The following is a 25725-nucleotide window of genomic DNA, read 5'->3' on the forward strand; positions in this document are numbered from 1 at the left end:
GGACCGGGGGTCAAGGGTTGGCGCGGCATTACTATGGCCGCCGGACATGTAAAGGTGGATGACGACGATGCGGAGCGCACGGTATGGCCGAATCGGCTAAGGGGCAGCGCAGAATTGGCGCCCCGGATGCGAAGAACCGGACCCTGCTGCTCGATGCCGCAGAACAGCTGTTGCTGACCGCCGGTCACGGCGCGGTGAGCTCCCGCCGGGTGGCCGAGCAGGCCGGCCTCAAACACCAACTCGTGCACTACTACTTCCGGACCATGGACGACCTGTTCCTGTCGATGTTCCGCCGACGTGGCGACCAGGGGCTGATCGAACAGGCCGCGGCACTCGCGTCGCCGCAGCCGTTGTGGGCGCTGTGGCGATTCAACACCGACTCGGCATGGACGGCGCTGACGATGCAGTTCATCGCGCTGGCCAACCAGCGTGAGGCCCTGCGGGCGGAGATCGCGACCTACGCCGAGCGGCTTCGCGCCGAACAGATCGACGCGGTGGCCGGGCTGCTGGCGCGCTACGGCATCGACGCCGAGGAGTTTCCCGCGACGGTGCTGATGGTGCTGATGACCAGCGCGTCGCGGATGCTGATCATCGAGCACGAGGCGCTGGGCATGACCCTCGGCCACGCCGAGACGGTGGAGTTCGTCGAGCGCTGGCTGCACCGTCTCGAGGGCGAACCGGGAGCCCCGCGGACCGGCGTCGCGGTGTCGTCGGGGCACGCGCCGCACTAGCGTTGCGCCCGGTTCTGCTGCAGCCGATCGGCGGCCGCCCAGTGCTCGTCGGCGACCCACAGCCGAGCGAACGCCGCCACCGCCTCGTCGGCCGACGCTCCGGCGAGCACCCGCTTGATCTCACCGGCCGACGGATTGGCCAACGACCGTGCCAGCCCGCGCCATTCGGCCTCAAACGACTCCCGGGGCACCACCCGGTTCACCAGCCCGATCCGTTCGGCCGCTGCGGCGTCGAGCATGGTTCCGGTGCCGGCCAGCAACAGCGCCTGACTGTGGCCGACCAGTGCGGCAAGCCGCTCGGCGCCGCCCCAGGCCGGCATGATCGCCAGCGAAACCTGGTTGAAGGCGATCTTGACGTCGGCGGCGGCGATCCGGATATCGGCGGCAACCGCCACCTCGGCCCCGCCGCCGAGTGCGTGGCCGTTCAGCGCCGCGATCACCGGTGCCGGGAAAGCCGCGATCCGGTCGCACAACAAGCGCATCCGCCACGCCATGACTTGCGCCTCGGGCTCGGTTCGGATGGCCGCGAGTTGCTTGAGATCACCGCCGGAGACGAAGGCGCGGTCGCCGCCGCCGGTGATGACCAGCGCCCGTGCCGCGGCTACTGCGTCAAGCGCACGATCCAGCTGATCCATCGTCTCCGGCGCGATCGCGTTGCGTGCCTGGGGACGATCGATCGTGATGACCGCCAATCCTTCATCCAGCTCGACATCAACCATGACTCTCCAATGAAGATATTGGCATTCTCGGATTAGGAGAATAACATCACGGGCGTCATGCGAAAGATTCCGGACGACTTGGCGCGGCGCTACGAGGCCAACGGCTGGTGGACCCAAGAGACCCTCGGTGACCTGCTCACTTCGTGTCTCGCCGCAACGCCGGACGGCCGATTCGAGGTGCACTCGGCGGTCCGCCCATGGCTCGGCACCTTCGGTGAGGTGGAGCGCACCGCGCGCCGCTTGGCGGCCGGGCTATCTGCCCGCGGCGTCGGCCCCGGTGACGTGGTGGCGTTTCAGCTGCCCAACTGGATGGAGGCCGCCGCGACCTTCTGGGCGGCGGCTTTCCTGGGGGCGGTGGTGGTGCCGATCGTGCACTTCTACGGGCCCAAGGAAGTGGGCTACATCCTGGCTGCCAGCAAGCCGCAGGTGTTCATCAGCGCCGATGAGTTCGGGCGGATGAGGTTTGCGCCCGAACTCGTGGGCGATGTTCCGATAGTGGGGATAGTGGGCGCGCCCGTCACCGGACCGAACTTCGAGGATCTGCTGGCCGCCGAGCCGATGGCCGGGACGCTCGCCACCGATCCGGGCGCACCGGCGCTGATCGCCTACACCTCCGGAACGACGCGAAACCCCAAGGGAGTCATCCATTCTCACCAGACGCTGTGCTTCGAGACGCGCCAGCTGCTCGCCAATTACCCCAAAGACCGGGGCCGGCAGCTGACCGCAACCCCGGTCGGGCACTTCATCGGCATGCTGGGAGCGTTTCTGATCCCGGTACTGGAGGGCGCGCCGATCGACCTCGCCGATACGTGGGATCCTGCGGCGGTGCTGGCCTTGATGGCCGATGAGGGCGTGTCGATCGGCGGCGGGCCACCGTATTTCGTCACCAGCCTGCTCGACCATCCGGATTTCACCGCCGAACACCTGCGCCATATCCGCCACGTCGGCTTGGGCGGATCGACGGTGCCCGCCGCGGTCACCCGCCGGTTGGCGGATCTGGGGATCTTCGTCTTCCGGTCCTACGGCAGCACCGAACACCCGTCGATCACCGGTTCACGGCCGGACGCCCCGGAGGACAAGCGACTGTTCACCGACGGCGACGCGCGGCCCGGTGTGGAGATCCGGTTGGCCGCCGACGGCGAGATCCTGAGCCGCGGCCCGGACCTGTGCCTTGGCTACACCGACGACGCCTTGACCGAGGCGGCGTTCGACGCCGACGGCTGGTATCACACCGGCGACGTCGGTGTGCTCGATGCCGACGGCTATCTGACCATCACCGACCGCAAGGCCGACGTGATCATCCGCGGCGGCGAGAACATCAGCGCCGTCGAGGTCGAAGAGGTGCTGTTGGCACTGCCGGCCGTCGCCGAGGCGGTAGTGGTCGCGGTGCCCGACGCCCGACTGGGAGAGCGGGCTGCGGCGGTCGTTCGCCTCAGACCCGGGTGCGCATTGCCGACCATGCCGGAGCTGCGGGCCCATTTCGAGCGCACCGGCGTGGCGCCGCAGAAATGGCCCGAGGAGCTGCACGAGGTCGGCGATTTCCCGCGCACCGCCAGCGGCAAGGTGCAGAAGTACGTGGTGCGCCAGCACCTGGCCGACAAGGTTGCACCGACACGCTTGTGAGAATATGATTCTCACAAGCTGAAAAGGAGCATTTCATGGGTCAACTGTCACACCGCGTCGAGATTCCTTTCCCGTTGTTCGACGCCGACAACCACCTGTATGAGCCGCCGGAGGCGATGACCAAGTACTTGCCCAAGGAGTACAAGGACATCGTCCAGTACGTGGAGATCAACGGGCGCACCAAAATCGCCATCCGCGGCCAGATCAGCGAGTACATCCCCAATCCCACCTTCTCGGTGGTGGCCAAGCCGGGCGCCTGGGAGGAGTACTTCAAATTCGGCAACCCCGAGGGCAAGAGCAAGCGTGAGCTGTTCGGCGAGCCGATGAAGTCGATTCCGGCGTTCTTCGAGCCGGGGCCGCGCCTGGAGCTGATGGATGAGCTCGGCGTCGACCGCTCGCTGATGTTCCCGACCCTGGCCAGCCTGATCGAGGAGCGGTTGCGCGACGACCCGGTCGCGATCCACGTCATCATCCACTCGCTCAACCAGTGGCTGGACGAGGTCTGGGGCTTCAACTACAAGAACCGGATCTTCACCACGCCGGTGATCACCCTGCCCATCGTCGAGAAGGCCATCGAGGAGCTGGACTGGGTGGTCAAGCGCGGCGCTCGCGCGATCTTGATCCGCCCGGCGCCGGTGCCCGGTTTCCGTGGGCCGCGGTCCTTCGCGCTGCCCGAGTTCGACCCGTTCTGGGAGAAGTGCGTCGAGTACGACGTCTTCGTGGGCATGCACTCGTCCGACAGCGGCTACTCGCGTTACACCTCCGAGTGGGACGGTGCCGCCCAGGAGATGCTGCCGTTCCAGACCAACGCCATGGCGATCCTCAACGAGTGGCGCCCGATCCAGGACGCGGTGGCCTCCTGGGTGATTCACGGTGCGCTGTTCCGGCACCCGAAGCTCAAGGTGGGCATCGTCGAGGCCGGCTCGAAGTGGATGTTCCCGCTGTTGGACTCCATGGCCGAGGTGTACAAGAAGGCGCCGGAAGCCTTCGTGGGCAACCCCATGGAGGAGATCAAGAACCGCATCTACGTCAGCCCGTTCTACGAAGAGGGCATCGACGACCTGATCAACCTGATCGGTGTGGACCAGGTGCTCTACGGCTCCGACTGGCCGCACCCGGAGGGTCTTGCCGAACCGACCCACTATGTGACGGCGCTGCAGCACCTTCCGGTCGAAGACCAGGCCAAGATCATGGGCGGCAACCTCGGTCGCCTCGTCACCGTTTAGGGTGACCCGCTGGCAGACCATTCCCGAGATGGTCTTGAGCGTCGGCGATCGCTTCGGAGATGCCGAAGCGATCGCCGACGGTCCGTTACGGCTCACCTTCGCGCAGCTGGCTGACCGGATCTTGTGCGCCGCAGGAGCCTTCGCCGATGCCGGTATCGGCAGAGGTGACCGGGCGGCGATCTGGGCGCCCAACTCGGCGGAGTGGATCATCGCGGCTTTCGGGCTGCTGACCGCCGGGGGAGTACTGGTCCCGGTCAACACCCGATTCAAGGCGGCCGAGGCAGACGACGTCATCCGGCGCAGTGGAGCCAAGCTAGTGCTGGTCGAAAAGGGTTTCCTGGGACTGGATTTCACTGCGCCGCCCGGCATTCCGGTGATCGACCTCAAATCAGGCTTCCTGGGTTCCGGTTCGCCCATGCAGCGCACGGTCGACGGTGATGATATCGCCGACATCATCTTCACCTCGGGTACGACCGGCCGGCCCAGGGGCGTGATGATGAGCCATCGGCAGAATCTGCGGCTCTACGCCGAATGGTGCGACCTAGCCGATCTGCGGGAGGGCGACCGCTATCTCATGGTCAATCCGTTCTTCCACACCTTCGGCTACAAGGCCGGCTGCATCGCCGCGTGCATCCGGGGAGCCACGATGTTTCCGGTCCGCGTCTTCGACGTCGATGCCGTGCTGGAACTCATTGAAACCGAACGCATCACCATGCTTCCGGGACCGCCGACGCTGTATCAGTCGCTGTTGGACGCGCCGTCGGAGCGTGACCTGTCATCGTTGCGCGCGGCGGTCACCGGCGCCGCGGACATCCCGGTGGATCTGGTGCGCCGGATCCGCAGCGAATTGCCGTTCCAGTCCATCATGACCGGCTACGGGCTCACCGAAGCCGGCACGGTGACGGCCTCGCGCCGCGGTGACTCATTCGAGGACATCGCGACCACGGCCGGTCTGGCCTGCCAGGACATCGAGTTGCAAATCGCCGATGATGGCGAGGTCTTGGTGCGCGGTTACAACGTGATGGCCGGCTACCTCGATGACCCGCAGGCGACCGCCGAGGCGATCGACGCGCAGGGATGGCTGCACACCGGGGACGTCGGCACACTGGACTGCGCCGGTCGGCTGCGGATCGTCGGACGCAAGAAGGACATGTTCATCGTCGGCGGCTTCAACGCCTATCCCGCCGAGATCGAGGGCTTCTTGCTGGAACATCCCGCCGTGGCACAGGTCGCGGTGATCGGCGTGCCCGATGAGCGCCTCGGCCAGGTGGGCAAGGCGTTCGTGGTCAAAGACCCCGCCCACGCGCACACGTCCGAATCGGAGCTGATCGCTTGGTGCCGAGACCGGATGGCCGGCTTCAAGGCCCCGCGGTTCGTGTCGTTCGTGGACCGCTTGCCGCTGAACGCCACCGGCAAGGTGGACAAGGCCCGACTGGGGACCGCGCCCGGGGCGTGAGGCGTCATGTACGTCTGCCTGTGTGCCGGGGTGACCAGTCAGCAGGTGATCGACGCCGTCGAGGACGGCGCCTCGAGCACCAAGCTGGTCGGCGAACGCACCGGTGCGGGCACCGTCTGCGGACGCTGCAAGAACAACATTCGCGCGCTGATCACGCGGACACCGACCGGTCCTCGTTACTGACTTAAGTCATCGCAGTCCGGATGCCTGCGCACAGGCGGTACTGTCATGGCCGGCGGATGGTCACGGCAGGCAGCAAGAGGGATCAGGCATGGCGGTAGCGAGCAAGTCGGGCAAGATGACGGCGCGCGAAGCCAAGCGCCTGCAGACGCGCGAGCGCCTGTTGGGCGCGGCAACCGCTGAGTTCAAGCGAACCGGGATGGCTCAGGCCGACGTCGGTGCGATCGTCGCCGCCGCCGGCGTGGCGCACGGCACATTCTTCTTCCACTTTCCCACCAAGGAGCATGTGCTGCTCGAGCTCGAGCGCCGTGAAGAAGAACGGATAGCCAAGCAGTTCCGCAGGTATCTCACCACGCGTCACGAGCTCTCGGAGGATCTGGCCGAAGCGGCGCGCATGGTGATGGACTTGGAAACCCGCCTGGGTGAGGCGTTGTTCCGGGATTTTCTGGCCTTGCATTTCTCGCCGACCCGACCCTCAGCGGAGGGCGGGGAACACCACCCGCTGATCGTGCTGGTCGCCGAGCGGATCGAGGGCGCGCGGGAGCGCGGCGAGGTCGACGACGACGTCGTCGCCATGAACAGTGCGGTGTTCTTCCTGCTCGGCCTGTACGCACTGTTGATCACCACCCACGACTGGCCGACCCGGCCGGAGCTGGTCAACGACTACCTGACCCGGACGATGCGGGGCTTGCGGGCCGCACGCTGATCCCAAAAAGTCATTGACTTCAGTCAGTGAGGTGCCTACCGTCATAGGCGGTTCTCGGCACGATAAGGGAGATGGCGATTGGCTATCGCAGCGCAGCATCCGCACGACGGGCTCGGCCTCGACGAGCATCTGGAACTGTCTCGGGCCGCCCAGCGTCGCGCCGACCGGTGGCTCATCTCCGGCGGCATGCTCATCGGCACGGCGGCCGCCGGGGTGTTCGGCCTGCCGCTATTCCTGCGCGGGATCTGGCTGCTGCGGCGGGCACAGCATGACGGGCTGACGGTACGGCCGATGCTGGTCACCCTGCTGGGCTATCTGGTCATCATCGATGCCGCGATCAATGCCGTGGGCTGGGCGCTGGATCTGGTGGGCCATCACACCCTGCTGGCGCGAGTGCTGCTCAACGGGTGGGGCGCGATGTTCGACGCCGGATACTTCTGGCACTTCAACGAGCTATGGGTCGGCGGTGCGGCCGGCCCCGGTGAGAAGGGCTGGGAGGTGGGCCTCATCTTCACCGTGTTCACCATGCGGATCGCGGCGGCGATCGGTTTCTTGCAGATGAAGCGGTGGGGTCATCAGTGGATGGTGGTGACCTGCTGGATGGGCGTGGTGATCTGGATCGGCTACGTGTTCAACATGACGATGTACGCCGATGTGCGCTATGCCGGCGTGGTGTTCCCGGTGATCGGCTGGTGGATCTACGACATCTTCTACATCACACCGTTTTTGGCCATCCCGTATCTGCACACCGTCAACCGCGAAATCTTCTCGGATTGACCAACGATAGGACGATCGGATGACTTGGCTCTGGGAGATTCTGCGCTACGTCGCCGCGTGGGGCGGCACCTGTTTGATCATCGCGTTCTGGTACTGGATGTTCTCCAGCATCGGAACGTTCTGAGCGGGCTCAAGGCGCCATGCACCCGTTGGAGCTGGAGAGCAGCTGCGCACTGACGGCGATCGCATTGAGCGATCGGCGCCGCGAGGGCGCACGGCTGATCACCGGGGCCGAACGCGGATTCGGCGTGAGCGCGACGTTGTCCACCGTCGAGGTGCCGCACCCGGGAGAAGCGGGCTGGACCCGCCGGACGCTGACTTGCGGTGTGGCACTGCAATGCTCACCCTCCAAGGAGCGCCTCGCCGGCTACCGGCTGGCCGACCTGTCGGCCCGCGAACTGCGGGCCCTGACCTACGTAGAGGCCCAGGTGGCACTGGGGTGGGTGGCCGACCGGTGGCCCGGTCTGATGACCGAGATGCAGCGGGTGCTGGGGGATCTTGATCCGGCGGACCCCGACCTGGCGGCGTCCGAGATGTTCGATCGCGCTATCGAATTGGCGCGGTCCCGGCGGAAGCTGGACTGGCACCCCTTGGTGGGAACGTTGCCGCGGGGTTGGACGGCGCCGGAAACTCTCGCCGACTCGGTGCGCCGACTGGGGCGGATGCCGTGGTCGAGCACCCAGAAGCGCCGGCCGCGAGCCTATTCCGTTCCGGTCGGCGGTGACGGCGGGGTGCGCAACCCCAATCTGCCGCCGCCGAGCCGACCGGACGACGACGATCGCCACACCAGCGCCGAGCGGCGGCCGGGCATCCCGTACCCGGAATGGAATATGCACAGCGGCAGCTTCCTGCCCGGGCACGTCGCCGTCGTCGAGCACGCCTGGGTCGCGCGCCGCCGCGAACCCGCCGCCGCCCGGCCGGATCTGCGGAAGTGGTTCGAACAGCACACCCTTCGGGCGATGACCAACGGCCTGCCGGACGGATCCGCCCTCGACGTCGACGCCTACGTCAGCTATCACCTCGACGCGCTGACCGGCGAAGCCGACGAACCGCGGATCTTCCGCGAATTGCTTCCCGCGGGCCGCGACGTCACGACCGCGCTGCTGCTCGACGCGAGCTCATCGCTGGGCGTGCACGGTGGTCGGCTCTTCCGCCTGGAACTGGCCTGCGCGGACGCTTTGTCGGCGGCGATGACGCGCGCACGTCAGCGGCACGGGGTCTTCGCGTTCACCGGCAACACCCGCCACCACGTGGCCGTGCACTGCCTCAAGGACTTCCCCGACCGACGGTTCGTGGCCCCCAGCGACCTCGGTCTGCCGACCGGCGGCTACACCCGCCTGGGCGCGCCGCTGCGTCACCTGACCAGCCGGCTGGTCGCGCAACCGTCCGGGCGGCGGCTGCTGATCGTGATCGGCGACGGACTGATGTCCGACGAAGGCTACGAAGGCCGCTACGCCTGGGCGGATGTGGCGCACGCGGTCGAAGAGGCCAACGAGGCCGGCGTCCACGTCTACTACGTCGGCGTCGGGCCGGTCCGCGTCGATCCCCTGCCGGAGGTGTTCGGAGCGCGCTGCTCCCAGCGCATCCGGCGCATCGAGGACCTTCCCCGAGTGCTGGCCCACGTACACCGCGAGCTGGTCGCCGCATGACCGGACGGAGGCACCGATGACAAGCGATATCTATCTGGCCAACGGCAACGAAGTGCAGCTGTTCGAGCGGGCCTACCGCAGGCGCATGCCGGTGATGCTCACCGGGCCGACGGGGTGCGGCAAGACCCGGCTGGTCGAGCACATGGGTGTGTTGTTGGGGCGTCCGGTGGTCACCATCAGCTGCCACGACGACCTGACCAGCTCGGACCTGGTCGGCCGTTTCATGGTCGCCGGCGGTGACGTGGTGTGGACCGATGGACCGCTGACCAAAGCGGTCAAGACGGGCGCGATCTGCTACCTCGACGAAGTCGTCGAGGCGCGGCACGACTCGTTGGCCATCCTGCATTCGCTGACCGATCACCGGCGCTGTCTGTACCTGGACCGCGCGGGCGAAGTGGTCACCGCCCCCGACAGCTTCATGCTGGTCTGTTCCTACAACCCGGCCTACCGGAGTTCGCTCAAGGACCTCAAGCCGTCCTTTCGGCAGCGCTTCGTCACGCTCGCGATGGACTACTTGCCGGCTCAGCGCGAAGCTCAGGTGATCGTCGCCGAGACCGGCGTCGACGCAGCGGTCGCCGACCGGCTCGTCGCTTGCGCCACATCACTGCGCACCGCCGACCACGCTTTCCACTTCGAGCCGCCGTCCACCCGCGCGCTGGTCACTGCGGCGCAGCTGGTCGCCGACGGAGCCGGCGAGATGGAGGCCGCCGAAGCGTGCATCCTGGCGCCGCTGAGCACCGACGGCGGGATCCACGACGGGCTGCGTGAGGTCGCGGCCAGCCTGTTCGCTCCGCCGAAAAATCCGCTCTAGGAAGGGAAGTCGTCCATGGACTCACAAGAGCAGAAACGCAAGAGAGCGCTGATCGCCTTCCAGGTCTTCATCTACGGCTATCTGCTCATCATGTTCGGCATTCAGCTGTACATGTCCTTCGCTCGCGGTTGGTGGCTGTTGTGACTGCGAGCGGTTCCACCGCGGAGTTCCTCGGCCTCGAGGAGCATCAGGAGCAATCCCGGGCCGCCCAGTGGCGCGCCGACCGCTGGATGATCGCCGGTGCCGCGCTGATGGGCATGTGGGTGCCCGGCATCATCGGGCTGCCGATCTTCCTGCGTGGCGTCTGGCTACAGCGGCACGCACTGCACGCCGGCTTGGCCGTCCGGCCGATGATCGTCACCTTGATCGGCTACCTGGTGCTCATCGACGGTGCGCTCAACAGCCTCGGCTGGGCACTGGATCTGGTTGCCAACCACACCCTGATCAACCGGGTGTTGATGGTCGGCTGGGGCGCGATGTTCGACGCCGGATACTTCTGGCACTACAACGAACTGTGGATCGGCGGCTCCGCGGGCCCCGGCGAGAAGGCCTGGGTGGCCGGCCTGATCCTGACCGTGTTCGCGATGCGCTGCGCCGCGGCGATCGGCTTTTTGCAGATGAAGCGGTGGGGTCATCAGTGGATGGTGGTGACCTGCTGGATGGGCGTGGTGATCTGGATCGGCTACGTGTTCAACATGACGATGTACGCCGATGTGCGCTATGCCGGCGTGGTGTTCCCGGTGATCGGCTGGTGGATCTACGACATCTTCTACATCACACCGTTTTTGGCCATCCCGTATCTGCACACCGTCAACCGCGAAATCTTCTCCGACTGACTAAGGAGCACAACGATGGACAGTGCCGTCACCGATCAGCTGCCCCCGGGCACCACGCCGTACTACGCGCGGATGCACAAGTGGATCAAGCGCGCCACGCTGGTGTGCCTGGTGGCATTGGTCATCGAGGGGGCCTTCACCCTGCCGTTCATGGCGGTCTACTACGGCTACCCGACGTTGAGCCTCACCCAGATCTGCAGTGAACTGCTCAAGACCCGCTTCTCCGATGACACCCTGGAGTGCAAGTTCCCCTACCCGCCGTTGGGTCCGCCCGAAGGCGCCGAGGGCAAGGACACCGCGCAGGACGAGTGGGGGATTCAGCCGGTGCCCAAGTACCACCGGCTGGGTTTCCGTGAACTGGTGCGCATTCACGACGAGCGGCTTGCCCGCGACGCGAAATAGGCCTCAGTACTGGGTGCAGCCCTGATCGACCGGAACCGCGGCGGCGGTGACATTGCGCGAGTCATCGCTGGCCAGCCAGCACACCGTCCCGGCGATGTCCTCGGGTTCGGCCACCCAGATGGGCAGGAACGGCGTGAGCATGTTTGACAACTGCGGATTGGTCTCCATGGCCTGACCCAGCGCGCTGACCATGTCGCCGGTGCCCATGTCGGTGTTGACCGGGCCGGGATGCACGCTGTTGACCCGGATCCCGTGCTTGCCCAGTTCGGCGGCGAACGCGCGGGCCATCCCGGTGACGGCATGCTTGCTGGCCGTGTAGTGCACCATGAACGGCTGCATCTTGATGCCGGCCGCGGAGCTGATCAAGATGATCGAGCCGCCGCGGCCCCCGTCGATGATCTGCTGCGCGCCGGCCATCACGGTGTTCCAGGTGCCCGTCACATTGATGTCCAGGACATCGCGAAAGTCCGCCGGGGTGATCGCATCCCAGGCCTGCGGGGCAGCGACCCCGGCGTTGGCGACGATGATGTCCAGCCGCCCCAGCGTGTTCACCGCGTCGGCGACGGCCTCCCGCAAGCCGTCATAGTCGCGGGTGTCGACGACGGCGGACACGATGCGCCGGCCGCTGCCCTGGACCAGCCGCACCGTTTCGGCCAGGTCCTCAGGCGTCGCCGGGTTGTACGGCACGCAGCCCGGGAGTTTGCCGGCGACGTCGATCGCGATGATGTCGGCGCCCTCGGCAGCCATCCGCACCGCGTGCGCGCGACCCTGGCCACGCGCCGCGCCGGTGATGAACGCGACCTTGCCGGTCAGTCGTCCCGTCATTCCTGTTCCCTCCGTAGATGTTTCACGCTTGGCGTTGCGCCGCTTTGACCAGCCCCGAGCCGATGATCAGCCGCTGGATCTCGCTGGTGCCCTCATACAGGCGCAGCAGCCGGACATCGCGGTAGATGCGCTCGACCGGCACCCCGCGCATATAGCCGGTGCCGCCGTGGATCTGCACCGCCAGATCGGCGACCTTGCCGGCCATCTCGGTGCAGAACAGTTTGGCCGCCGACGGGGCGATCCGCCGATCCTCTTCGGTGACCCACATGCGCGCCGCGTCGCGCACCATGGCCCGGCCGGCCAGCACCCCGGTCTGCTGATCGGCAAGCATTGCTTGCACCAGTTGAAAATTCCCGATCGGGGTACCGCCCTGGGTGGCCGCGGCGGCGTAGGCCACCGACTCGTCGAGGGCACGCTGCGCGGCGCCCACCGCCAGGGCGGCGATATGTACCCGGCCACGCGCCAGCGAGGTCAGTGCCGCCCGGTAGCCGAGGTCTTCACTGCCCCCGACCAGCGCCGCGTCGGAAACGCGCACCCCGGTGAAACCGACATCGGCAGTCCAGGCGCCCTCTTGACCCATCTTGGCGTCCTTGGCCCCGACTTCGACGCCGGCGGCGTCGGCGGGAACCAGGAAGACCGCGATACCGGCGCCCTGGTCGTCGGCCGGCCGGGTGCGCGCGAAGACGATGAACAGATTGGCTGTCGGCGCGTTGGTGATGAACCGCTTCTGGCCGGTGATCACCCAGTGCGAACCGTCGCGGACCGCCTTGGTGAGCAGCCCGGCCGGGTTGGAGCCGGCACCGGGCTCGGTGAGCGCGAAGGAGGCGACGACGTCACCGGTGGCGATCGGTGCCAGCCACCGCGATTTCTGTTCCTCGGTGCCGAACCCGACCAAGACCTGACCGGCGATGCCGTTATTGGTGCCGAACATCGAGCGCACCGCCAGCGAGGTGTAGCCCAACTCCATGGCCAGCTCGACGTCCTGACGCAGATCCAGCCCCAGCCCGCCCCACTGCTGCGGGATGGCGTAGCCGAACAGGCCCATGGTCTTGGCCCGCTCGCGCAGGTCGTCGGGGACCCGGTCGTCGGCGAGGATCTCGGCCTCGCGCGGTACCACGGACGTGCGGACGAAATGGCGGGTCTGGGCCAGGATTTCGGCGAAATCCTCGTCGCTGACTTCACTCATCGACGCCGCTTCTCCTCTACCTCCGACACGGAACGACCGGTTGCCGCCGACGATCATATATGAAATATGATGCTCGAAACATCTCAGAGAAGGCGGGTGATGTCAGTGTCCTTGCTGACCGGTCAAACGGCGGTCGTCACCGGCGGCGCCCAGGGGCTGGGTTTCGCCATCGCGCAGCGATTCATCGCCGAAGGCGCCCGGGTGGTGCTCGGTGACGTGAACCTGGCGGCCACCGAGGAGGCCGTCGCCCAGTTGGGTGGATCCGATGTGGCCCGGGCGGTGCGCTGCGATGTCACCAGCTCCGCCGAGGTCGACGCGTTGGTGGCCGCCGCGGTGGAGACGTTCGGCGGGTTGGACATCATGGTGAACAACGCGGGCATCACCCGCGACGCCACCATGCGCAAAATGACCGAAGAGCAGTTCGATCAGGTCATCTCCGTACACCTCAAGGGCACCTGGAACGGGCTGCGTGCGGCGGCGGCGATCATGCGCGAGCAGAAGCGCGGCGCGATCGTCAACATGTCCTCGATCTCCGGCAAGGTCGGCATGGTGGGCCAGACGAATTACTCGGCGGCCAAAGCCGGCATCGTCGGCATGACCAAGGCCGCCAGCAAGGAGCTGGCGTACCTGGGCGTGCGGGTGAACGCGATCCAGCCCGGCCTGATCCGCTCGGCGATGACCGAGGCGATGCCGCAACGCATCTGGGATTCCAAGGTGGCCGAGGTGCCCTTGGGCCGGGCCGGTGAGCCCGAGGAGGTCGCCAGCGTCGCGCTGTTTTTGGCCTCGGACCTGTCGTCGTATATGACCGGAACGGTGCTGGAAGTGACCGGCGGCAGGCACCTGTGAGTGCCCGGGAAGCGGTGATCTGCGAACCGGTCCGTACTCCGATCGGTCGCTACGGCGGGATGTTCGCCTCGCTGACCGCCGTCGAGCTCGGGGTCGCCGCGCTGAAGGGTCTCCTGGACCGTACCGGGCTGCCCGCCGACGACATCGACGACGTAGTGCTGGGGCACTGCTATCCCAGCAGTGAGGCGCCGGCCATCGGACGGGTCGTCGCGTTGGATTCCGGTCTGCCGGTAACGGTTCCGGGTATGCAGGTCGACCGCCGCTGCGGTTCGGGATTGCAAGCGATGCTGCAGGCTTGCCTCCAGGTCCGCAGCGGCGACTGCGAGGTGGTGATTGCCGGCGGCGCCGAGAGCATGAGCAACGTGCCGTTCTACTCCACCGACATGCGCTGGGGCGGGGCCCGCGGCGGTATCCGGGTGCACGACGGGCTTGCTCGCGGCCGCACGACCGCGGGCGGCCGGCACCACCCGGTGCCGGGCGGCATGCTTGAGACCGCCGAGAACCTGCGCCGGGAGTACGGCATCTCTCGCGAGGACCAAGACGAGTTGGCGGTGACCTCGCACCGGCGCGCCGTGGCCGCTCAGCGGGCCGGCGTGCTCGCCGAGGAGATCATCGCTGTCACCGTGCGCACCCGCGCCGGCGAGGAACGCATCGACACCGATGAGCACCCGCGGGCCGACACCTCGGTGGAGTCGCTGAGCAAGCTCAAACCCGTTCTCGGCAAGGAGGATCCAGAGGCCACTGTCACGGCCGGCAACTCCAGCGGCCAGAACGACGCCGCGTCGATGTGCGTGGTGACCACGCGGGAGAAGGCCGAGCAGCTGGGCCTGACACCGTTGGTGCGGCTGGTGTCGTGGGGCGTTGCCGGAGTCCCGCCGAACATCATGGGTATCGGTCCGGTGCCGGCCACCGACGTCGCTCTACAGAAGGCCGGGCTTCGTCTGGCCGACATCGACCTCATCGAACTCAACGAGGCGTTCGCCGCCCAGGCGCTGGCCGTGATGGCCGAGTGGAGATTCGGCGACGCCGACCGGGACCGGACCAACGTGCATGGTTCCGGAATCTCGCTGGGGCATCCGGTCGGCGCCACCGGCGGGCGGATGCTGGCCACGCTGGCCCGCGAGCTCAACCGGCGCGGTGCCCGCTACGGGCTGGAAACGATGTGCATCGGCGGCGGTCAGGGGCTGGCCGCAATCTTCGAAAGGGTCGGCCCATGACACGACTCGCCCAAACCCTCGGTCTCACCGAGTTCCAGACCGAAATCCTGGCCACTGTCCGCCGATTCGTCGACAAGGAAGTCATTCCGGCGGCGGCCGAGTTGGAGCGCACCGACACCTATCCGCAGGCCATCGTCGACGCGATGCGCGAGATGGGCCTGTTCGGGCTGATGATCCCCGAGGAATACGGCGGACTCGGCGAATCACTGCTCACCTACGCGCTCTGCGTCGAGGAGCTGGCTCGCGGCTGGATGAGTGTCTCCGGCGTGCTGAACACCCATTTCATCGTCGCCTACATGCTGCGCCAGCACGGCACCGTCGAGCAGAAACAGCGCTTCCTGCCGCGGATGGCCACCGGCGAGACCCGGGGCGCGTTCTCCATGTCCGAGCCCGAATTGGGTTCGGATGTCGCGGCGATCCGCACCCGTGCCACCCGGGAGGCCGACGGCGGATACACCATCAACGGCCAGAAGATGTGGCTGACTAACGGCGGTAGCTCCACCCTGATCGCGGTGCTGGTGCGCACCGAAGAGGGAGCCGAGCGAGCACATCGGAACCTGACCGCCTTCCTGGTCGAAAAGCCAGTCGGCTTCGGCGAAGTCCTGCCGGGACTAGTGATCCCGGGAAAGATCGACAAACTCGGCTACAAGGGCATCGACACCACCGAGCTGATCTTCGACGGGTACGCTGCCGCCGCCGACGACGTCCTGGGTGGGGTGCCGGGGCAGGGTTTTTTCCAGATGATGGATGGCATCGAAGTCGGCCGGGTCAATGTGTCGGCGCGGGCGTGCGGGGTGGGCATCCGGGCGTTCGAGCTTGCGGTGCGCTACGCCCAGCAGCGCGAGACCTTCGGTAAGCCGATCGCCGAGCACCAGGCGATCGCCTTCGAGCTCGCCGAGATGGCCACCAAAGTCGAAGCGGCACACCTGATGATGGTCAATGCGGCCCGGCTCAAGGATTCCGGGGAGCGCAACGACGTCGCCGCCGGGATGGCCAAGTACCTCGCCAGCGAATTCTGCGCGGAGGTCACCCAGCAGAGTTTCCGGATTCACGGCGGCTACGGCTACTCCAAGGAGTACGAGATCGAACGGCTGATGCGCGACGCCCCGTTCCTGCTCATCGGTGAGGGCACCAGTGAGATCCAGAAGCAGATCATCAGCAAGCGGCTGCTTGCCGACTACCGGGTCTGACAAGTGAGTGCCCCCGACTTCCCGGCGCGGTCACAGCTCTCCGAGGAGGTGGCCCGTTTCGTCCGCAAGCGGATCTTCAACGGGGACTATGCCGCCGGGGAGTACGTGCGGCTGGACCAACTGGCGGCCGAGCTGGGTGTCAGCGTGACGCCGGTGCGTGAGGCGCTGTTCGGGCTGCGCGCCGAAGGGTTGCTCGACCAGCAGCCGCACCGCGGCTTCGTGGTGCTTCCGGTGACCCGGCGCGATATCACCGATGTCTCCGATGTCCAGGCGCACATCGGCGGTGAGCTCGCGGCGCGGGCGGCGGCCAATATCACCGATGACCAGTTGCGCGAGCTCGAAGAGATCCAGGACCAACTCGAGTCCGCCTACGCCGGTGATGACGAAGCGGCCGCGGTCCGGCTCAACCACGAGTTCCATCGCGCCATCAACGTCGCGGCCGACTCACCCAAACTCGCTCAGCTGATGTACCAGATCACCCGCTACGCACCAGAATCGGTGTTTCCCACGGTCGCGGGGTGGCCGGCGAAGTCGATCCGGCACCACCGCGCGGTGTTGGCGGCACTGGCCAAGCGGGATGAGCAGCTGGCGCGCGCCGCGATGGCTGACCACCTGGCCGCCGGGGCGGCGCCGATGATCGATCACCTCGTCGAACGCGGTGTGGTGGATCAAGACCGCCCGGTGTCGTAAGTTGCTATGCCCAGCTCGGTCATGCCGACAGTAGGTATTGGTGACCGGATGCGGCGACGACGGTGTCATCGGCCAGTCGGGCGGCCGACGCACAATGCACCGCACCGTAGCCTCGCAGTGACAGTCCGTACGCGAGATCCGCGGAACGGCTGACCATCTCGGCGCCGCTAGGGAACTCCGTCGGGGTCGTTGAGGAGTTCCTCGGGGTGGTGGGCGTGGTTGATCTCAGGTGGGCCACTACCGTCGCTCCATGCGAGGCGTCCGTTATGGGGCGTGGTGGTATAGCGGCCGTTGGTTTCGCCGGCGTGATCGTGAGGGCACGCGAACCAGAGGGCGTCGGCATCGGTGCGTCCACCACCGGCCCAGCCGGGACAATGGTGTACCTCGCAGCGGTACCCCGGTTGGGTGCAGTTCGGTCTCGTGCAGCCCCGATCTCGTGCGTGGCAGATGATGCGGTGGTCGGCGGTGGCGATACGTTTGCTGCGTCCCAGGTACAGCGGGCGGTTGGAGTGGTCATCGAACACCGCAAGGTAGTGAATCGAGTTGGCGGCCATACGGATGAGGTCACGCATGGGCAGCCGAGAGCCGCCGCCGGTACGTGCCGCCGCCGGCATGGCGACGGAGAGGTCCTTGGTGGCGTGGACCGCTTGGTCGAGTTCGGTCAGGGTGGTGGAGACGATGACGGTGACGGGGGTACCGCGGTGGGTGCCCAGCTTTTCGGATTCGATGGCGTGGCGCAGTGCGATCTTGAGGGCGTCGTGAGCGCGCTGGCCTTCGTTGCGCAGGTCCGGTGTGTCGGCGTCGGGTAGGTGGTGCCCCGGCCGCACAGCGGCAATGACGGCTTCGAGGTAGGCCCGGGTTTCGGGGTCGATGCAGCCCGAAACGCGACTCATGCCATCGTGCTGTTGGGGACCCAGACTCAGGGTGCGCCGCCGTGCGCGGTCGACGTCGCTGTAGTGGCCGAGGCGTTCGGCGATGGTGTCGGCGATGCTGCGCCCGACGGCGGCCACGAACGGGGAGTCCTGGCGGCGGGCGTTGGCGACCAAGAGGTGTTCGGCCTGTTCGTGGTCCGCGCTGGTGGCCTTGGCAGGTAGGTGGTCGAGGGCTTTGGTGATGGTGGTGATGTGGTCTTCACCGAGCTCACCGTTCTCGATGGCGGCGGCCAGTTCGGGTAGGGCGGGTGGCAGAGTGGGGCCGGTGAGGCTGCGGCGGCGCCGAATGCGCGCGGCGAGGGCGAAGCGGCGCCGGACTTCGCCGCGCGTGATCCGTAACCGCTGCCGAAGGGCATCACGGGCGCTGGTGTGCGGTGGCAGTTCGGCTTCGCCCAAGCTGTCGATAGGTTGCTCGATCTCTCCGAACATGCGGTAGGACAAGCCGCGGTTGACCCGGTGCTGGGTTTCCAGCCGTTCGGCGACCTCGATACGAAACGCATTGCCCACCATGTCGGTGTCGGCGGCCCGCATCCGCGCGTAAGCGGCATCGACGAGGTCCAGATCAGCGCGGACAGCGGCACGCGCGGCCTCCTGCGGGAGCAAGACCTCATCGCTGATCGACATGACGTCACGCTATCGAACAGATGAGCGATAGGACCTCCATCCGCGGGTCAATTGTGGATAGACCGGCAATTGGGGATAACCGCGAACCGGGCCGGTGCCCGATGGGGGCTCGCGCTCACCTGGGCGTTTCGGCAGTTGATTCGGTCAGCATCTCCCGCAGGCGGGCCTTGTCGATCTTGCCGGTCGGCCCGCGCGGAACGTCCTCGGGACCCGAGACCAACAGCCACACCGATGGCACCTTGAACGGGCTCAGGAGTTCACTGGCCTTCGCGCGCAACTGCTCGACGGTCAGCGCATCGCAGGCCACGGCCGCCCCCACCCGGTCCCGGTCGCCGTCGGACACGTTGGTCACGAAGGCGGCCTCGACACCGTCGATGGCCCGTAGTGCCTTCTCCACCTCACTCGGGTACACGGTGGCGCCGCTGACCTTGAACATGTCGTCGGATCGGCCGTGGTAGAACAGGAATCCGTCGTCGTCGAGGCGGCCCAGATCGCCGGTGGGGTAGAAGCCGTCGACGGTGAAGGTGTCTTCGCGGCTGCGGCGGCAGATGCCGCGCAGGATGTGCGGTCCGCGCAGTTGGATCGTCCCGATCGCCCCGGGCGGCACCGGCACACCGGTCTCGGGGTCGACAATCCGAACCTCCATGCCGGCGAACGGCTTTCCGCAGCTACCCCAGGCCGATGGTGGCATGTCGGTGTCGGCCGGGTAGCCGCAGTACGGGCCGAACGACTCGGTCATCCCGAACAGGTTGGCCCGCGCCCCGGGTGCGGAGCGCAACTCCGGAGCAAGCAGTGCCTCCAGGCTTCCGGGCCGCAGCGCCGACAGATCGGCGCCGCCGCGGTGGCGGGCCAGTGCCTCAGCCTGATCGGGCCAGCCCCGAAACAGCGTCACCCGTTCGGTTTCCAGCAGCCGCAACGTGGTGTCCGGTTTTGGGATCGGTTCGGTGACCAGCGTCGCCCCGGCCAGCAGCGCCGACAGCACACCGCCGCCGAAACCGCCGACCCAGAAGAACGGCATCGGCAGATACAGCCGGGTGTCGGCGTTGATGCAACGGGCCGCCAGCCCGGCGCGGACGGCGCCCAAGGCGCTGCCGTGCGAATGCAGTACGCCCTTCGGCGGGCCGCTGCTGCCGGAGGTGAACATGATCACCAGCGGGTCGCTGGGCGTGACGGCTGCGGCCAGTGCGTCGACGATCCGTGCCGGATCGGCCTCGGGCGTGGTCGACGCCAACCGGTCAGCGGTCCAGAGGCGTTGCAGCGCAGGCAGTTCGGCTTGCGCTGCCTCGAGGCCGTCGAGGTAACGGCGCCGGCGGAATTCCTCCACACTGACCAGGAATTGCACCGCGGCGACGCGAAGCTGCGCGGTCAGCTCGGGTGCGGTCAACAGCGTGCTCAGCGGAACCAGCACCGCTCCGATGCGGGTCAGCGCGATGGCGGTCCGCACCCAGTCGACGCCGTTGGGCATGATCAGCCCGACCCGGGTGCCCTTGCCGACGCCGGCCGCCACCAAGACCGCCGCCAGGTCGCGTGAGGACGCGTCGAGGTCGGCGTAGCCGATCCGGTCGACGGGATCGATCACCGCAGGCTTGTCCCGGAAGGCGGCCGCGCGGGCGCGGACCAGGGCGTCGACGGTGTCAGACATCGGAGCTCCGCGAAAACAGCTGCGCCAGCCGGTGCCGGTCAACCTTGCCGCTGGACAACAGCGGGACCTCGGCGGCCGGCATCGTGGCGAACAGGCGGGGGATCTTGTACACCGACAGCTGCGCTTTCAGCCGTTCGCGCAGCGATTGTTCGTCGATCTCGGTGTCGCACTCGAGGACGGCGGCCACCAGCTGTCCGCGGTCGGCGTCGGGGATAGCGACCACGTGGGCGACGGTGCCGCCGGTCACCTTCGCGATGGCGCGTTCCACCTCGGCCGGTGACACAGTGGCACCGGCGGTCTTGATCAGCGCGTCCCGCCGGCCCAGGTAGTAGTAGAAGCCGTCTGCGTCCACGCGGACCAGGTCCCCGGTGTGTAACCAGCCGTCGGCGTCGAAGGACTCCTCCTGGCTGCGCTTGTGGTAGCGCTGCATCAGGTAGCGCCCGCGCACCAACAACTCACCGGCCTCGACGCGGCACTCGAACCCGGGCGCCGGTCGGCCGTAGCTGCCGCGCCGGTGCTCGGGCTGGTCGGTGTCGTCCTCGCTGAGCAGCACCGGGCCGCCGGTCTCGGTCGACCCCAGCATGTTGTGCCGCAGCTCCGGGTCGGTGGGACGGGTCTCGGGTGCCATGAGCGGGTACAGGTTGCCGCGGCGCAGTGACGACAGGTCCCGACGGGCCATACTGGGATGCTGCGCCAACGCAGAAATCCCGCTGACGAAACCATTGGTCACGGTGGGCTTTTCAACCTCCAGCAGATCCAGCGTGGCGCCGGGGTCGGTGGCGTTGGAGCACAGCAGCGTCGATCCGGCCAGCATGGTGGCCAGCAGTGCGAAGGCGAAGCCCCCGATCCAGAAGAACGGTGAATTGCAGAACAAGATGTCGGATGCGGTGAGCCGGCGGAGCTCGTTGAGGTTGCGTTGGTGGCCGAGCAGACCGGCATGGGTATGTATCACCCCCTTGGGCGCGCCGGACGACCCGGAGGTGTAGACGATGGCCAGCGGATCGCTGCCGTCGACATCGGTTTCGAGGGCTTTCAGCGTGGCCGGAACGTCAATGCCGACCGCATCGGCGTCGAACGCCACGTGGCGCAGCTGCGGGGTATGGGCGCTGAACAACGGTGCCGCGCCGGCGATGTCGGCGTCGGAGAGCGCTTCGCTGAGGCGCCGGCGATAGTCGTGGGACCGGTACGTTTCGGCGGCCAGCAGGATCTGCACATCGCTGTGGGCCAGTTGGCGGCGCAGCTCCGGCGCGGTGGCGAAGGTGGGGAACGGCACCACCACCGCGCCGATGCGGGCTGCCGCAAACATGCCTACCACGAAGGCCGCACCGTTGGGATACAACAGCCCGACATGGGTGCCCCTGCCGGCCCCGAGCGCAATGAGGTGTCCGGCCAAGACCGCGGAGCGCTGCTCGGCGTCGGCGTAGCTGATCCGCTCGGTGTCGCAGATCAGCAGGGGGTGAGGGCCGCGCGAACGGGCCTGGGCGGCCAGGACTTCCGGCAGAGTGTCGAGCGCGTCAGCGGCCATGCTGTCCTGGCGCTCCGATCAGGGCCCGCACCGCGCCCAGGTCGGCCTTGCCCGAGGGCGTTCGTGGGAGGTCGTCGACGATGGCGATGTCGGTGGGAATCTCGTAGCGCGCCAGGCGGGTGCTCAGGAAATCGACCAGTGTCTCGGCGTCGGTGGCAGCACCGGCCCGCAGCTCGACTGCGGCGACGGGGGTCTGGCCCAGGCGGTCATCCGCACGCCCCACCACGGCAGCACCTCTGACCGCCGGATGGGCCTCGAGTGCGGCCCGGACGTCGTCGGGCATCACTTTGAACCCGCCGCGGATGATGGCCTGATCCGCCCGGCCCAGGATCCACAGGAAGCCGTCGGCGTCGATGCGCGCCAGGTCAGTGGTGCGCATCCAGGCCGTGTCGGGACCGAGCTGACCCGGCTTGACCTCGAGCAGGCCAGGCTCATCGGGTCTCAGCGGAACACCGTCGTCGCCGACCACCCGCAGTTGCGCCCCCAGGCTGGCCCGGCCGACGCTGCCGCGCTTGTCCCGCCAGAACCGCCGGTAGTCCACGAGCGTCCACCCGGCCACTCCGCCCCCGAATTCGGTTGCCGCGTACGAGGTGAGTACCGGGATGCCGAACTTCTCGGTGAACGCATCGGCGTCGTCGGCCGACAGCGGTGCGGTACCCGAGGTGACCGCACGGATGCTGGACAGGTCCTCGCGGCCCAGCGTCGAGTGCAGCACCATCCGCAGCGCCGCGGGCACCAGGGACACCGCACGCGGCCGATACTTGCGCACCGCATCGGCCCAGCGGTCCAGCTCGAAGCGGTCCAGCAGCACGAAGGATCTCGCCTCGGCGACACTCTGCAGCACCCGGAACACCCCGCCGATGTGCACCAGCGGTGCGTTCACGATCGCGATACCGCGCCGCAGCTCGGCCGGTGCCGGGCCGAGCACGCTGTGCGCCAGCATGTCGTAGCTCAGGTCGACGCGCTTGGGCGGTCCGGTGGTGCCGCTGGTGAGCATCCACACCGCCACGCCGGGACGGCTGGGTTCCGAGCCGGCTTGCAGGCCGGGGATTGCGGCCGGGGCCACCTGGGGTTCGGCATCGAGGTCGGAGATGGCCACCGTCGTGGTGTGCGGTGCGGCCGTGACCAGCGCGGCCAGATCGTCGGGCTCGCCGATAATCAGCGGCAGTTTCAGTGCGGCGATGTCCGCACGGGTGCGGTCATCCCCGCGCGCGGGATTGATGACCACCACGCACCCCCCGCCCAGCAGCACCCCGAGCAGCGCGCCCAGGTGCGGGGGACGGTTGCGCAGCAGGATCCCGACCTTGCCGCCGCAGGTCAATTCCGCGATGCGCCGGGCCATGACGCCGACCTGCGCCCAGGAAAACCACTGGCCGGCGTACTCGACCGCCGGCGCGTCGGGCTGCAGGGCGAGCACCGCGGCGATCCGTGCGCTGAGCGGGTGCGCCATCAGCGGATCCGCGGTTCGGTCACCGGGCGGGGTGAGCGCGCGTCGAGCTCGGCCTTGCCGAGGGGATTGCCCAGCCGAGTGTAGATCAGGCCCTGGTCCAAGGCGGCGCGGTAGGGCTTGTCCAATGACTCCCAGACGGCCTTGACCGTGCCCTGGGTCGCCGACGGCGGCTTTGCCGCAATGGTGGCCGCGATCTCATGTGCGCGCGCCCAAAGGTGTTCGGGAGCTGTCACTTCCGAGACCAGTCCGATGCGCAGCGCGGTGTCGGCGCTGACTCGCTCGTCGTTGCCCATCAGCGCAATCCGCAGGGTCTCGCCCAACCCGATGCGGCGCATCAACCCGATCGGCTCCAGCGCGCAGACCAGCCCGGCCGAGACGTGGGAGTCGAAGAACGTTGCGCTCTGCGAGCAGATCACCACGTCGGATTCGTTGACGAAGTAGAACGCGCCCGCGGTGCACATGCCCTGCACCGCGCAGACCACCGGCTTGAACATCTTCTGCCACTTGGGACTGAGCGCCTCACCGGGATCCTCGTGATTCCAGACGTTGTCGGGCTGCCCGTAGGAGGCCTTGATGTCCAGTCCGGCGCTGAAGGCCCGGTCACCGGCGGAACGCAGCACGACGGCGTTGACGTCGGTGTCGAGTTTGACGATGCGCCACGCGGCGACCATCTCCTCGCACATGGTGCGGTTGAAGGCGTTGAGCCGATCCGGCCGGTTCAGCGTGATCGTGGCGACGCGATCGGTGCGATCGACGTCGAGCAGGATGGTCTCGAAATTCAGCGGTTTCATCGGCACTGCCACTCCGGTGCGCGCTTCTCGACGAACGCTTTGGGGCCCTCCAGCGAGTCCTCGGTGTGCAGGTTGCGTTCCCGAAACGATTCGGCGAGCATCTCGGCCTCGTGCAGCGGCAGGTCGAGGCCCTTGAGGATCGCCAGCCGGGTGCCGCGCACCGCCAGCGGCGCATTGGAGTTGAGGACGCCGGCGATCTCGTGCGCGCGCTCCAGCAGGCGGTCGTGCTCGACCACCTCGCTGATCATCCCGAGCTGGTAGGCACGCTGGGCGTCCATCCGCTCGTGTTTGCCCATCATCGCCATGCGCAGCGCGACCGACCGGGGCAGCACTCGGGCTAACCGCACTACCTCACGGCCGGCGACCAGCCCGATCGAGACGTGCGGGTCGAAGAAGGTGGCATGCTCGGAGGCGATGACGATGTCACCGGTGGTCACCCAGTCCAGGCCTGCGCCGCAACATATTCCGTTGATCGCGGCCAAGACCGGCTTGGCCATCGTCCGAAATGGCGGCGTGCCCTCCTGCGGGGCCTCCCACTGCTCGTAGGTGGACAGGTACGGCCGCTCGTTGACCACCTTGCCGTCACCGGGGATCGCCTTGACGTCGGCGCCGGTGCAGAACGCCCGCCCGGTCCCGGTCACGATCAGCAGCCACACCCGGTCGTCGTTCTCGGCCTCGGCGTAGGCGGCCCGCAGCTCGGTGACCATGTGCGGGCTCAGCGCGTTGAGCGCCTCGGGGCGGTTCAGCGTGATCGTCGCGGTGTGCCCGTCGAGCTCATAGGTGATGGTGTCGAACGTCGGCATAGCCGATTCCCTTCTGTTCAGCGGCCGGTGAAATCCGGCGGACGCCGCTGGGTGAACGCGGCCAGTCCCTCTTTGAAATCCGCGGAGCGGCAGCTGAGTTCAAGGTTGAACAGCTCCTGCGTCATGGCTTGGGGCAGCGTCGCGTGTTGCCCGTAGTGCAGTCCTTGCTTGGTCAGTCCGATCGCGACCGTGGGCCCGTCGGCCAGGCGCGCCAGCAGCTCTTCGGTGATTGAGTCGACCTGCGCGGAATCCACGGCCTGATGGATCAGCCCCCAGTCCTGCGCCATGGCACCGCTGAGCTTCTCGCCGAGCAGCAACATCCGTCTGGCCCGGGCCAGCCCGACCAGGCGCGGCAGCAACCAGGTGGCTCCCGAGTCGGGGCTGAATCCGCGCGCCAGGAACGGTTCCCAGAACACGGCGTCGGTTGCGGCGACGGTGAAATCGGCGGCCAGCGCCAGATTGCAGCCCAGCCCCACCGCCCACCCGCGGACACTGCACACCACCGGCAACTGGATGGTGTGCAGCAGTTCGATCACCCGGTGCGCGGCGTGCGGGATGCGCCGCACCAGGTCACCGGTGCGGGGCCGCGCGCCGGTCGAGTTGGTGGCGACCCAATCGGCTCCCGCGCAGAAGTCGGCACCGGCGCCTTGGATGTGGATTGCGCGCAGGGCATCATCACGGGCCGCTTCGGTCAGGGCGCCGATCAGCGTCTCGGTCATCGGTGGGCTGAGCGCATTCCGGTGATCGGGGCGAACAAGGGTGAGCCGGAGCAGCGCGCCGTCGCGCACCGCCGTCACTGAGCCGTCGGCGCCGGGCCCGGAATCGGGGGACTCGGCCACTGTGGTGTCCACCGCTCAACCGTATATCGTGAGGGCTACAGTAGGCTAT

26 protein-coding genes are annotated in these 25725 nt (G+C 67.6%); 16 read left to right on the plus strand and 10 right to left on the minus strand.

Annotated features, from left to right (window positions below; translation table 11 throughout):
- Positions 1-83: 83 nt before the first annotated feature.
- Positions 84-731: a TetR/AcrR family transcriptional regulator gene (locus tag A5694_RS14780; protein ID WP_064922566.1), complete on the plus strand. Its 648-nt coding sequence runs from the start codon at positions 84-86 to the stop codon at positions 729-731.
- Here A5694_RS14780 and A5694_RS14785 read toward each other — a convergent pair.
- On the minus strand, positions 728-1450 hold the full coding sequence (locus A5694_RS14785) for an enoyl-CoA hydratase/isomerase family protein (protein WP_064922567.1): 723 nt from the start codon (positions 1448-1450) through the stop codon (positions 728-730). The two genes, A5694_RS14780 and A5694_RS14785, sit on opposite strands and share 4 nt — an antisense overlap.
- A gap of 57 nt (positions 1451-1507) precedes the next feature.
- Here A5694_RS14785 and A5694_RS14790 point away from each other — a divergent pair, with 57 nt between their 5' ends.
- The 11 genes from A5694_RS14790 to A5694_RS14835 all read left to right on the plus strand — a co-directional run bounded on the left by A5694_RS14790 (position 1508) and on the right by A5694_RS14835 (position 11116).
- Positions 1508-3073: an AMP-binding protein gene (locus A5694_RS14790; protein ID WP_064922568.1), complete on the plus strand. Its 1566-nt coding sequence runs from the start codon at positions 1508-1510 to the stop codon at positions 3071-3073.
- 35 nt (positions 3074-3108) lie between these two features.
- A complete protein-coding gene (locus tag A5694_RS14795) occupies positions 3109-4299 on the plus strand; it encodes an amidohydrolase family protein (protein WP_064922569.1) in 1191 nt (396 codons plus the stop codon).
- A gap of 1 nt (position 4300) precedes the next feature.
- Positions 4301-5755, plus strand: coding sequence for a FadD3 family acyl-CoA ligase (locus A5694_RS14800; protein ID WP_082952682.1), 1455 nt, complete (start codon positions 4301-4303; stop codon positions 5753-5755).
- 6 nt (positions 5756-5761) lie between these two features.
- Positions 5762-5938: a (2Fe-2S)-binding protein gene (locus A5694_RS14805; RefSeq protein ID WP_064922570.1), complete on the plus strand. Its 177-nt coding sequence runs from the start codon at positions 5762-5764 to the stop codon at positions 5936-5938.
- 88 nt (positions 5939-6026) lie between these two features.
- Positions 6027-6641: a TetR/AcrR family transcriptional regulator gene (locus A5694_RS14810; RefSeq protein WP_064922571.1), complete on the plus strand. Its 615-nt coding sequence runs from the start codon at positions 6027-6029 to the stop codon at positions 6639-6641.
- Between the two features lie 78 nt (positions 6642-6719).
- Positions 6720-7418, plus strand: coding sequence for a hypothetical protein (locus tag A5694_RS14815; protein ID WP_064922572.1), 699 nt, complete (start codon positions 6720-6722; stop codon positions 7416-7418).
- A gap of 140 nt (positions 7419-7558) precedes the next feature.
- Positions 7559-9067: a nitric oxide reductase activation protein NorD gene (locus A5694_RS14820; protein ID WP_064922573.1), complete on the plus strand. Its 1509-nt coding sequence runs from the start codon at positions 7559-7561 to the stop codon at positions 9065-9067.
- A 16-nt stretch (positions 9068-9083) separates the two neighbouring features.
- Positions 9084-9878, plus strand: coding sequence for a CbbQ/NirQ/NorQ/GpvN family protein (locus A5694_RS14825; protein WP_064922574.1), 795 nt, complete (start codon positions 9084-9086; stop codon positions 9876-9878).
- A 15-nt stretch (positions 9879-9893) separates the two neighbouring features.
- Complete coding sequence (locus tag A5694_RS24960) at positions 9894-10022, plus strand: hypothetical protein (protein WP_267887754.1); 129 nt, start codon at positions 9894-9896, stop codon at positions 10020-10022.
- Between the two features lie 86 nt (positions 10023-10108).
- Positions 10109-10714 carry a hypothetical protein gene (locus A5694_RS14830; protein WP_234786543.1) on the plus strand — a complete coding sequence of 202 codons (606 nt, stop codon included), beginning with the start codon at positions 10109-10111 and terminating at the stop codon, positions 10712-10714.
- Positions 10715-10729: 15 nt separating this feature from the next.
- Positions 10730-11116, plus strand: coding sequence for a hypothetical protein (locus tag A5694_RS14835; RefSeq protein WP_064922576.1), 387 nt, complete (start codon positions 10730-10732; stop codon positions 11114-11116).
- A 3-nt stretch (positions 11117-11119) separates the two neighbouring features.
- On the opposite strand, the gene A5694_RS14840 is transcribed toward A5694_RS14835, so the two are convergent.
- Both A5694_RS14840 and A5694_RS14845 read right to left on the minus strand, forming a co-directional pair.
- A complete protein-coding gene (locus tag A5694_RS14840) occupies positions 11120-11941 on the minus strand; it encodes a mycofactocin-coupled SDR family oxidoreductase (RefSeq protein ID WP_064922577.1) in 822 nt (273 codons plus the stop codon).
- Between the two features lie 22 nt (positions 11942-11963).
- Entirely contained in the window at positions 11964-13127 is a 1164-nt protein-coding gene (locus tag A5694_RS14845; protein ID WP_064922578.1) for an acyl-CoA dehydrogenase family protein, read from the minus strand.
- 105 nt (positions 13128-13232) lie between these two features.
- Here A5694_RS14845 and fabG point away from each other — a divergent pair, with 105 nt between their 5' ends.
- From fabG to A5694_RS14865, 4 genes are read left to right on the plus strand one after another with little or no spacing between them, the layout of a single operon-like run.
- Positions 13233-13973, plus strand: coding sequence for a 3-oxoacyl-ACP reductase FabG (gene fabG / locus A5694_RS14850; protein WP_064922622.1), 741 nt, complete (start codon positions 13233-13235; stop codon positions 13971-13973).
- Positions 13970-15190: an acetyl-CoA C-acetyltransferase gene (locus A5694_RS14855; protein ID WP_064922579.1), complete on the plus strand. Its 1221-nt coding sequence runs from the start codon at positions 13970-13972 to the stop codon at positions 15188-15190. The genes fabG and A5694_RS14855 overlap by 4 nt, the downstream gene beginning before the upstream one ends.
- Complete coding sequence (locus tag A5694_RS14860) at positions 15187-16380, plus strand: acyl-CoA dehydrogenase family protein (RefSeq protein ID WP_064922580.1); 1194 nt, start codon at positions 15187-15189, stop codon at positions 16378-16380. Before A5694_RS14855 ends, A5694_RS14860 begins: the two co-directional genes overlap by 4 nt.
- A 3-nt stretch (positions 16381-16383) precedes the next feature.
- Positions 16384-17070: a GntR family transcriptional regulator gene (locus A5694_RS14865; protein ID WP_064922581.1), complete on the plus strand. Its 687-nt coding sequence runs from the start codon at positions 16384-16386 to the stop codon at positions 17068-17070.
- Between the two features lie 167 nt (positions 17071-17237).
- Here the strand turns inward: A5694_RS14865 and A5694_RS14870 are convergent, their stop codons facing one another.
- The 7 genes from A5694_RS14870 to A5694_RS14900 form a co-directional block, all read right to left on the minus strand.
- Entirely contained in the window at positions 17238-18626 is a 1389-nt protein-coding gene (locus A5694_RS14870; protein ID WP_064922582.1) for an HNH endonuclease signature motif containing protein, read from the minus strand.
- A gap of 115 nt (positions 18627-18741) precedes the next feature.
- The gene (locus tag A5694_RS14875; RefSeq protein ID WP_064922583.1) at positions 18742-20268 is read right to left on the minus strand and encodes a class I adenylate-forming enzyme family protein; all 1527 of its coding nucleotides are present in this window, start codon (positions 20266-20268) and stop codon (positions 18742-18744) included.
- A complete protein-coding gene (locus A5694_RS14880; RefSeq protein ID WP_064922584.1) occupies positions 20261-21793 on the minus strand; it encodes a class I adenylate-forming enzyme family protein in 1533 nt (510 codons plus the stop codon). Before A5694_RS14880 ends, A5694_RS14875 begins: the two co-directional genes overlap by 8 nt.
- Positions 21783-23243: a class I adenylate-forming enzyme family protein gene (locus A5694_RS14885; protein ID WP_064922585.1), complete on the minus strand. Its 1461-nt coding sequence runs from the start codon at positions 23241-23243 to the stop codon at positions 21783-21785. Before A5694_RS14885 ends, A5694_RS14880 begins: the two co-directional genes overlap by 11 nt.
- Positions 23243-24034: an enoyl-CoA hydratase/isomerase family protein gene (locus A5694_RS14890; protein WP_064922586.1), complete on the minus strand. Its 792-nt coding sequence runs from the start codon at positions 24032-24034 to the stop codon at positions 23243-23245. Before A5694_RS14890 ends, A5694_RS14885 begins: the two co-directional genes overlap by 1 nt.
- Positions 24031-24837, minus strand: coding sequence for an enoyl-CoA hydratase/isomerase family protein (locus A5694_RS14895; RefSeq protein WP_064922587.1), 807 nt, complete (start codon positions 24835-24837; stop codon positions 24031-24033). The genes A5694_RS14890 and A5694_RS14895 overlap by 4 nt, the downstream gene beginning before the upstream one ends.
- Before the next feature lie 17 nt (positions 24838-24854).
- Positions 24855-25688: an enoyl-CoA hydratase/isomerase family protein gene (locus A5694_RS14900; protein ID WP_082952683.1), complete on the minus strand. Its 834-nt coding sequence runs from the start codon at positions 25686-25688 to the stop codon at positions 24855-24857.
- Between the last annotated feature and the right edge of the window lie 37 nt (positions 25689-25725).

It is taken from the genome of Mycolicibacter sinensis (genome assembly GCF_001667945.1).
Classification (GTDB): Bacteria; Actinomycetota; Actinomycetes; order Mycobacteriales; family Mycobacteriaceae; genus Mycobacterium; species Mycobacterium sinense_B.

Bases quoted from the DNA above. Each gene is read 5' to 3' on its own strand.
- A5694_RS14870 (WP_064922582.1), bottom strand. From the start codon at position 18,626: ATGTCGATCAGCGATGAGGTCTTGCTCCCGCAGGAGGCCGCGCGTGCC.
- A5694_RS14875 (WP_064922583.1), bottom strand. From the start codon at position 20,268: ATGTCTGACACCGTCGACGCCCTGGTCCGCGCCCGCGCGGCCGCCTTC.
- A5694_RS14810 (WP_064922571.1), top strand. From the start codon at position 6,027: ATGGCGGTAGCGAGCAAGTCGGGCAAGATGACGGCGCGCGAAGCCAAG.
- A5694_RS14780 (WP_064922566.1), top strand. From the start codon at position 84: ATGGCCGAATCGGCTAAGGGGCAGCGCAGAATTGGCGCCCCGGATGCG.
- A5694_RS14795 (WP_064922569.1), top strand. From the start codon at position 3,109: ATGGGTCAACTGTCACACCGCGTCGAGATTCCTTTCCCGTTGTTCGAC.
- A5694_RS14825 (WP_064922574.1), top strand. From the start codon at position 9,084: ATGACAAGCGATATCTATCTGGCCAACGGCAACGAAGTGCAGCTGTTC.
- A5694_RS14785 (WP_064922567.1), bottom strand. From the start codon at position 1,450: ATGGTTGATGTCGAGCTGGATGAAGGATTGGCGGTCATCACGATCGAT.
- A5694_RS14830 (WP_234786543.1), top strand. From the start codon at position 10,109: ATGATCGCCGGTGCCGCGCTGATGGGCATGTGGGTGCCCGGCATCATC.
- A5694_RS14805 (WP_064922570.1), top strand. From the start codon at position 5,762: ATGTACGTCTGCCTGTGTGCCGGGGTGACCAGTCAGCAGGTGATCGAC.
- A5694_RS14885 (WP_064922585.1), bottom strand. From the start codon at position 23,243: ATGGCGCACCCGCTCAGCGCACGGATCGCCGCGGTGCTCGCCCTGCAG.
- A5694_RS14880 (WP_064922584.1), bottom strand. From the start codon at position 21,793: ATGGCCGCTGACGCGCTCGACACTCTGCCGGAAGTCCTGGCCGCCCAG.
- A5694_RS14860 (WP_064922580.1), top strand. From the start codon at position 15,187: ATGACACGACTCGCCCAAACCCTCGGTCTCACCGAGTTCCAGACCGAA.
- A5694_RS14895 (WP_064922587.1), bottom strand. From the start codon at position 24,837: ATGCCGACGTTCGACACCATCACCTATGAGCTCGACGGGCACACCGCG.
- A5694_RS14845 (WP_064922578.1), bottom strand. From the start codon at position 13,127: ATGAGTGAAGTCAGCGACGAGGATTTCGCCGAAATCCTGGCCCAGACC.
- A5694_RS14840 (WP_064922577.1), bottom strand. From the start codon at position 11,941: ATGACGGGACGACTGACCGGCAAGGTCGCGTTCATCACCGGCGCGGCG.
- A5694_RS24960 (WP_267887754.1), top strand. From the start codon at position 9,894: ATGGACTCACAAGAGCAGAAACGCAAGAGAGCGCTGATCGCCTTCCAG.
- A5694_RS14890 (WP_064922586.1), bottom strand. From the start codon at position 24,034: ATGAAACCGCTGAATTTCGAGACCATCCTGCTCGACGTCGATCGCACC.
- A5694_RS14820 (WP_064922573.1), top strand. From the start codon at position 7,559: ATGCACCCGTTGGAGCTGGAGAGCAGCTGCGCACTGACGGCGATCGCA.
- A5694_RS14790 (WP_064922568.1), top strand. From the start codon at position 1,508: ATGCGAAAGATTCCGGACGACTTGGCGCGGCGCTACGAGGCCAACGGC.
- A5694_RS14835 (WP_064922576.1), top strand. From the start codon at position 10,730: ATGGACAGTGCCGTCACCGATCAGCTGCCCCCGGGCACCACGCCGTAC.